This is a genomic window from Streptomyces sp. URMC 123 (genome assembly GCF_051386515.1).
In the GTDB taxonomy this organism is placed as follows: Bacteria; Actinomycetota; Actinomycetes; order Streptomycetales; family Streptomycetaceae; genus Streptomyces.
In genome coordinates this window covers 1-7,768 of record NZ_JBPQTV010000301.1, presented here as the reverse complement: position 1 = coordinate 7,768, position 7,768 = coordinate 1, and the positions used below count along the sequence as shown (strand labels likewise).

At 71.7% G+C, this 7,768-nt stretch carries 5 protein-coding genes; 4 read left to right on the top strand and 1 reads right to left on the bottom strand.

From position 1 onward, the window contains the following. Positions 1-82: 82 nt before the first annotated feature. A complete protein-coding gene (locus ACSNOD_RS25435; RefSeq protein ID WP_436769380.1) occupies positions 83-682 on the bottom strand; it encodes a biotin transporter BioY in 600 nt (199 codons plus the stop codon). 303 nt (positions 683-985) lie between these two features. Between ACSNOD_RS25435 and ACSNOD_RS25430 the strand changes: the two genes are divergently transcribed. The 4 genes from ACSNOD_RS25430 to pepN all read left to right on the top strand — a co-directional run bounded on the left by ACSNOD_RS25430 (position 986) and on the right by pepN (position 7,727). Beyond that, a complete protein-coding gene (locus ACSNOD_RS25430; RefSeq protein WP_436769379.1) occupies positions 986-2,392 on the top strand; it encodes an amino acid permease in 1,407 nt (468 codons plus the stop codon). A 201-nt stretch (positions 2,393-2,593) separates the two neighbouring features. Continuing rightward, complete coding sequence (locus tag ACSNOD_RS25425) at positions 2,594-4,051, top strand: amino acid permease (RefSeq protein WP_436769378.1); 1,458 nt, start codon at positions 2,594-2,596, stop codon at positions 4,049-4,051. A 185-nt stretch (positions 4,052-4,236) separates the two neighbouring features. Then, positions 4,237-4,878 (top strand): superoxide dismutase, encoded by a 642-nt coding sequence (locus ACSNOD_RS25420; protein ID WP_436769377.1) that lies wholly within the window; start codon positions 4,237-4,239, stop codon positions 4,876-4,878. A gap of 239 nt (positions 4,879-5,117) precedes the next feature. Then, a complete protein-coding gene (pepN, locus tag ACSNOD_RS25415; protein ID WP_436769376.1) occupies positions 5,118-7,727 on the top strand; it encodes an aminopeptidase N in 2,610 nt (869 codons plus the stop codon). The last annotated feature ends 41 nt before the right edge of the window (positions 7,728-7,768 follow it).

The following is a 7,768-nucleotide window of genomic DNA, read 5'->3' as shown; positions in this document are numbered from 1 at the left end:
CCCCCCCCCCCCCCCCCCCCCCCCCCCCCCCCCCCCCCTCGGTGTTCCCGTTTCCCCGCGTTCTCGGAGCGGCCGGTGACCGTCAGCCGCGGCGGTCCAGCAGCTTCCAGGCCGTCGGCAGCAGCCCCATCGCCAGCGCCGCCTTCAGCGCGTCACCGATCAGGAACGGCGTCATCCCGGCGGCCACCGCCTCGCCGAGCGACATGTGCGCGACCAGCGCCAGGTACGGCACGCCGATCCCGTAGATCACCGCGGAGCCGACGGCCATCGTGCCGGCCATCCGCAGCACGCTCCGGTCGCCGCCCCGGCGGGCCAGCGCGCCGACGATCGTGCCGGCCAGCAGCATGCCGAGGACGTAGCCGAAGGTCGCCCCGGCCGCGCCGGACGCGCCACCGGCGAACCACGGCACCCCGGCGACGCCGGCGAGCGCGTACAGGGCGAGGGAGAGGAAGCCACGGCGGGCACCGAGCGAGGTGCCGACGAGCAGCGCGGCGAACGTCTGGCCGGTCACGGGCACGGGCGAGCCGGGCACCGGCACCGCTATCTGCGCGGCGAGGCCGGTGAGCGCGGCACCGCCGAGCACCAGGGCCGCGTCCCGCAGCCGGGCGCGGGAGTCCGCGGTGGCGGGCAGCAGATCGGCGAGGACCGTTCCCGGTCGGGTGGTGGTGGCGGCAGTGCTCATCGAGGCTCCCGGTGGGTTCGGACGGTGCTGACGGTTGACGACACGGTGACGTTAGCCGAGGGGCCGTCGCGCGATCACGGTGTTCGGTCGACAAAGGCCGGAACTCCGCTTTGGTGACTTCCATACAACGGCCGGGCCCCGGAAGGGACCCCGCGCGGCGCCCGTCTTCGCAGCTCACGTGATGCTCGTCACGCGGGAGCCCGTGGTGGCCGAATCGTTTTGCGGCGGGCGAGCCCTCGGGGAGAGACTGTGGAGTCCCACCAAAGTGACGCAGGACGTCACCCAGTGAGAGTTACGAGCGCCATGCACGACGCACCCCCCGCCGCGGAGCCTGCCGGCATCACCGGCACCGAACCGGAGCCGCTCTCGCACGGTCTGAAGCAGCGGCACATGACCATGCTGGGCCTGGGCGGGGTGATCGGCGCCGGGCTCTTCGTGGGCTCGGGCGCCGGGATCGCCGTGGCGGGCCCCGGGATCGTGCTGTCGTATCTGATCGCGGGCGCGCTGGCGATGCTGGTGATGCGGATGCTCGGCGAGATGTCGTCCGCGATGCCGGCCTCCGGGTCGTTCTCGGTGCACGCCGAGCGGGCGCTGGGCCGCTGGGCCGGCTTCACCGTCGGCTGGCTCTACTGGTTCCTGCTGGTGGTCGTGCTGGCGGTGGAGGCCACCGGCGCGGCGCAGATCGCCCACGGCTGGGCGCCCTCGGTGCCGCAGTGGGCCTGGGTGCTGATCTTCATGCTGGTCTTCACCGGCGCCAATCTGGCCGCCGTGAAGAACTTCGGTGAGTTCGAGTTCTGGTTCGCCGCCCTGAAGGTCGGCGCGATCGTGCTCTTCCTGGGGCTGGGCACGCTGGCCGTGTTCGGCGTGCTGCCGGACACCTCGCCGGTGGGGCTGACCAATCTGACCGGGCAGGGCGGGCTGCTGCCCAACGGCTGGGCCGGGGTGGTCTCCGGGGTGCTCGCCGTGATCTTCGCGTTCGGCGGTCTCGAGGTCGTCACCATCGCCGCCGCCGAGTCCGACGACCCGGCCCGCGCCGTGGCCCGCGCGGTGCGCAGCGCGGTGTGGCGCATCCTCTTCTTCTACGTCGGCTCCATGCTGGTGATCGTGACCGTGCTGCCGTGGACGGCGATGCGGCCGGGGCAGAGCCCGTACGTGGCGGTGCTGGACCACATCGGGGTGCCGGCCGCCGGGCAGATCATGAACGTGGTCGTGTTCGTGGCGCTGCTGTCGGCGCTCAACGCCAACCTCTACGGCTCCTCGCGGATGATCTTCTCGCTCGCGGAGCGGGGCGAGGCGCCGCGGGCGCTGCTGACCGTGACGCGCGGCGGGGTGCCGGTGCGGGCGGTGCTGGCGTCGGTGGCGTTCGGCTTCGTCTCGGTGCTGCTCAATCTGAAGTGGCCCGACTCGGTGTTCCTCTACATGCTCAACGCGGTGGGCGCGGTGCTGCTGGTGGTCTGGGGCCTGGTGGCCGCCTCCCAGCTGCGGCTGCGGCGGCGCATCGAGCGGGAGGCGCCGGAGCGGCTGACGCTGCGGATGTGGGGCTTCCCCTATCTCACCTGGGTGGCGCTGGCGGCGATGGGCGCGGTGCTGGGGCTGATGCTCACCGATGACGCGGCCCGCCCGCAGGTGATGTGGTCGGGCGCGGCGACCGGCGCGGTGCTGCTGGTGGCGGGCCTGCGGGAGTGGCGGGAGCGCCGCGCGCGGGCCTGAAACGCCCGATGCTCCGCCCCGCCGAAAACGTGCAACACGCACGCAGTGTGATCGAAAACCGCTCCTGATGACACACCGGACACGGAGAGTCATCACGGCGTCCGCATATCGGTCAATGCTGTTCGGACTGTTGTCCTGAACCCTGCTCACCCGCACACTGATGCGACCCCTGGCATTCTCACGTTATGGACAAGATTGCCCATGAACCGGACATCCGTGCCCGACGCGCCACCGCGCGCCCAGGCCGACGGGGCCGCCCAGGCCCCTGATTCCTCGAGCGGCACCCCGCTCTCGCACGGCCTCAAGCAGCGCCATCTCTCGATGATCGCGCTGGGTGGGGTCATCGGCGCCGGCCTCTTCGTCGGCTCCGGCGCGGGCATCGCGGCCGCCGGTCCCTCCATCGTGCTCGCCTATGCCGCCTCCGGTCTGCTGGTGCTGCTGGTGATGCGGATGCTCGGCGAGATGTCGGCCGCCAACCCGGCCTCGGGGTCCTTCTCGGTGCACGCCGAGCGGTCGATCGGCCCCTGGGCCGGCTTCACCGCGGGCTGGATGTTCTGGACGCTGCTGTGCGTGGGCATCGCCGCCGAGGCGATCGGCGCGGCCGGGATCATGACGAGCTGGTTCCCCGGCACCGACTCCTGGATGTGGGTCGCCCTCTTCATGGCGGTGTTCTGCGGCACCAACCTGGCGGCCGTGAAGAACTTCGGCGAGTTCGAGTTCTGGTTCGCCGCCCTGAAGATCTTCGCGATCGCCGCGTTCCTGGTGCTGGGCACGCTGGCGATCCTGGGGGTGCTGCCGGGCACGGACGCGCCGGGCACCGACAACCTGCTGCACGACGGCGGCTTCCTGCCCAACGGCCTCAACGGCCTGGTGGTCGGCCTGCTGGCCTCCGTGTTCGCCTACGGCGGGCTGGAGACGGTCACCATCGCGGCCGCCGAGTCCGAGCACCCGCGCCAGGCGGTGGCCAAGGCGGTGCGCACGGCCATGTGGCGGATCGCGCTCTTCTACGTCGGCTCGATGGTGGTCATCGTGACCGTCGTGCCGTGGGACGACCCGGCGGTCAGGAGCGGCCCGTACGTCGCGGTGCTGGATCACCTGTCCATCCCGGCCGCCGGCCAGATCATGAACGTGGTCATCCTGGCCGCCCTGCTCTCCGCGATGAACGCCAACATCTACGGCGCCTCCCGGATGGCGTACTCCCTGGTCGCCCGCGGCGAGGGCCCGCGCTTCCTGGGCAAGGTGAGCAGCGGGGTGCCGCGCCGGGCGGTGGTCGCCTCCTCCGCCTTCGGGTTCCTGGCGGTGCTGTTCAGCTACTGGTGGCCGGAGACGGTCTTCAAGTGGCTGCTGAACATGGTCGGCGCGGCCGTGCTGGTGGTGTGGGGCTTCATCGCCGCCGCCCAGCTGCGGATGCGGCGCCAACTGGAGCGGGAGCAGCCCGAGCGGCTGACCGTGCGGATGTGGGCCTTCCCCTACCTCACCTGGGTGGCCCTGGCGGGCGTGATCGCGATCCTGCTGCTGATGCTCCGCGAGGGCGACACCCGCACACAGCTGTGCTTCACGGGCGGGCTGACGGTGGTGCTGGCGATCGTGGGCTATGTGCGGCAGCGGCGCGTCCCGCCGGCGCCCACCCCGGAGAAGACCCCGGCGGACACCGTCTGATCCCACGGGAGCGGACACCGTCCGACATCGGCCCGTACGAGGCGGCCTAGGACTTCGGTACAGAAGTCCTAGGCCGCCTCCGTCTTTGTGCGGAGCCAGTGGACCTTGAGGTGGCGTCAGCCGGTGCTGCTGATAGCGTGCACTTGCAAGTTCATTGCAATAAGCGTTGTCGAAGGGCGATGGGCATGGCCATCTACACACTTCCTGAGCTCCCGTACGACTACTCGGCCCTCCAGCCGACGATCGACGCGAAGATCATCGAGCTGCACCACGACAAGCACCACGCGGCGTACGTCAAGGGCGCCAACGACACGCTGGAGCAGCTCGAAGAGGCCCGCGACAAGGAGCAGTGGGGCTCGATCAACGGCCTGGAGAAGAACCTGGCCTTCCACCTCTCGGGCCACATCCTGCACAGCATCTACTGGACCAACATGACCCGGGGCGGCGGCGGCGAGCCCCTGGAGAAGGACGGCGTGGGCGAGCTCGCCGACGCCATCGCCGAGTCCTTCGGCTCCTTCGCCAAGTTCAAGACGCAGCTGTCCAAGGCGTCCGCCACCACCCAGGGCTCGGGCTGGGGCGTGCTGGCGTACGAGCCGCTGAGCGGCCGGCTGATCGTCGAGCAGGTGTACGACCACCAGGGCAACGTCGGCCAGGGCTCCGTGCCGATCCTCGTCTTCGACGCCTGGGAGCACGCCTTCTACCTGCAGTACAAGAACCAGAAGGTGGACTTCATCGAGGCGATGTGGAACGTCGTCAACTGGCAGGACGTGGCCAAGCGGTACGCCGCGGCCAAGGAGCGGGCCACGGGGCTGCTCCTCGCCCCCTGAGGCCCCCGAGTCCTTCGGGCGCCCGAACCCTTCGGGCGCCGAGGCCCTGAGGCCCCTGCCTCCGCGAAGCCTCCTGTCGCGTGATCGTCTTCTCAACCTTCACGGACAGGCGGAAACGGTGAGCCCCCGCACGCGTGGCGCGTGCGGGGGCTCCCGGCCATGTCCGGACACCTCCTGCCGCGCCCCCGGCGCGCATGGCAAGATGCGAAACGGTCGAGCACCACACAAAAGGAGCGCCAGTGCCCGGTGAGAACCTGACTCGCGACGAGGCCCGTGAGCGGAGCCGCCTGCTGACGGTGGACGGGTACGACGTCTCACTCGATCTGCGCTCGGCGGCCTCCCCGGTCGGCGGCTCCGAGCCCCGCACCTTCCGCTCCACCACCACGATCCGCTTCCGCTGCGCCGAGCCGGGCGCGTCGACGTTCGCCGACCTCGTGGCGCCGGCCGTCTCCTCGGTCGTGCTCAACGGGCGCGCGCTGGACCCGGCCACCGTCTTCGACGGCTCCCGGATCGCCCTGGACGGCCTCGCCGCCGACAACGAACTGGTGGTCGACGCGCAGTGCGCCTACAGCCGCTCCGGCGAGGGCATGCACCGGTTCGCCGACCCCGAGGACGGCGAGGTCTACCTCTACACCCAGTACGAGCCGGCCGACGCCCGCCGGGTGTTCACCACCTTCGAACAGCCCGACCTCAAGGCGCCCTTCACCTTCACCGTGACCGCGCCCGCCGACTGGACCGTCATCAGCAACAGCCCGCGGACCGGCACCCCCGAGCCCACCGGCGAGTACGGCGACGCCGCCGTCTGGCGCTTCGCCCCCACCCGGCCCATCTCCACCTACATCACGGCCGTGGTGGCCGGCCCGTACCACTACGTGGCCGACCAGTACAGCCGTCGGCTGCCCGACGGCGGCCTGCTGGAGATCCCGCTCGGCGCGCTCTGCCGCAAGTCCCTGGCCAAGCACTTCGACGCCGAGGACATCTTCACCGTCACCAAGCAGGGCCTGGACTTCTTCCACGACCACTTCGACTACCCGTACCCGTTCGGGAAGTACGACCAGGCCTTCGTGCCCGAGTACAACATCGGCGCCATGGAGAACCCGGGCTGTGTCACCTTCCGCGAGGAGTTCGTCTTCCGCGGCAAGGTGACCGAGGCGTCGTACGAGAACCGGGCCAACGTCATCCTGCACGAGATGGCGCACATGTGGTTCGGCGACCTGGTCACCATGGAGTGGTGGGACGACCTCTGGCTCAAGGAGTCCTTCGCCGACTTCATGGGCGCCCTCTCGCAGGTGGAGGCCACCCGCTTCCGCAACGGCTGGATCACCTTCGCCAACCGGCGCAAGGCGTGGGCGTACCGCGCCGACCAGCTGCCCTCCACCCACCCGGTCACCGCGGACATCCGCGACCTGGAGGACGCCAAGCTCAACTTCGACGGCATCACCTACGCCAAGGGCGCCAGCGTCCTCAAGCAGCTCGTCGCCTACGTGGGCCGGGACGCCTTCCTGGAGGGCGCCCGCCGCTACTTCAAGCGGCACGCCTACGGCAACACCCGGCTGGAGCACCTGCTGGAGGTGCTCGCGGAGACCTCCGGCCGGGACATGGCCCAGTGGTCGCGCGCCTGGCTCCAGACCGCCGGCGTCAACTCCCTCACCCCGCACGTCACCTGCGACGCCGCCGGCCGGATCACCGAGCTCGCCGTCCTCCAGGAGGCCGCCACGCCCGACGGGGAGCTGCGGCCGCACCGGGTCGCCGTCGGCCTCTACCGGCGGCAGGACGCGGACGGCGCGCTCGTGCGCTACGCGCGCGCCGAGGTGGACGTGGCCGGGCCGCGCACCGCCGTCCCCGAGCTCGCCGGGGCCGAGCGCCCCGAGCTGATCCTCGTCAACGACGACGACCTCACCTACTGCAAGATCCGCTTCGACGAGACCTCGCTCGACACCCTGCGCGGCCACCTCGGCGAGATGAGCGACCCGCTCGCCCGCGCGCTGTGCTGGTCCGCGCTGTGGAACCTCACCCGGGACGGGCTGATGCCCGCCCGCGACTTCCTCGGCCTGGTGGGCCGGTTCGCCGGGCACGAGAGCGAGATCGGCGTCCTCCAGATGCTGCACGCCTGGGCGCACTCGGCCCTCGTCCACTACACCGCGCCCGCGTGGCGGGCGGCGGCCGGGCGGGAGCTGGCCTCCGCGGCCCTGCGCGAGCTGCGGCTCGCCGAGCCCGGCAGCGGGCACCAGCTCGCCTGGGCCCGCTTCTTCGGCGCGCTCGCCGAGGCCCCCGCCGACCTCCAGCTCCTGCGCGGCCTGCTGGAGGGCGGCGCGCGGATCGACGGCCTGGACATCGACCAGGAGCTGCGCTGGGCCCTGCTGGAGCCGCTCGCCGCGCACGGCGCCGCCGACGAGGACGCCATCGCCGCCGAGCTCGCCCGGGACGACACCGCGTCCGGCCGGCGGCACCAGGTGCGGTGCCTGGCGGCCCGGCCCTCCGCCGAGGTCAAGGCGCGCGCCTGGGGCGATGTCATCGAGTCCGACCACCTGTCGAACGCCCTCGTCGAGGCCACCATCTCCGGCTTCGACCAGCCCGGCCAGCGGGAGCTGATCGCCCCGTACGCGCCGAAGTACTTCGAGGCGCTGGAGCGGGTCTGGCGGGAGCGGTCCATCGAGATCGCGATGGCGATCGTGCGGGGGCTGTTCCCCCTGCTCCAGGGCGACGCGCGGACGCTGGAGCTGGCGGACGCGTGGCTGCGGACGCACGAGTCGGCGGCGCCGGCGCTGCGCCGGCTGGTGCTGGAGGGCCGCGACGACCTGGCGCGGGCGCTGCGGGGACAGGAGTGCGACGCGGCTGCCGCCGGCTGAGGTGGGGGCCGCACCCCGGCCGCGGCGGCAGGGGTGCGGCC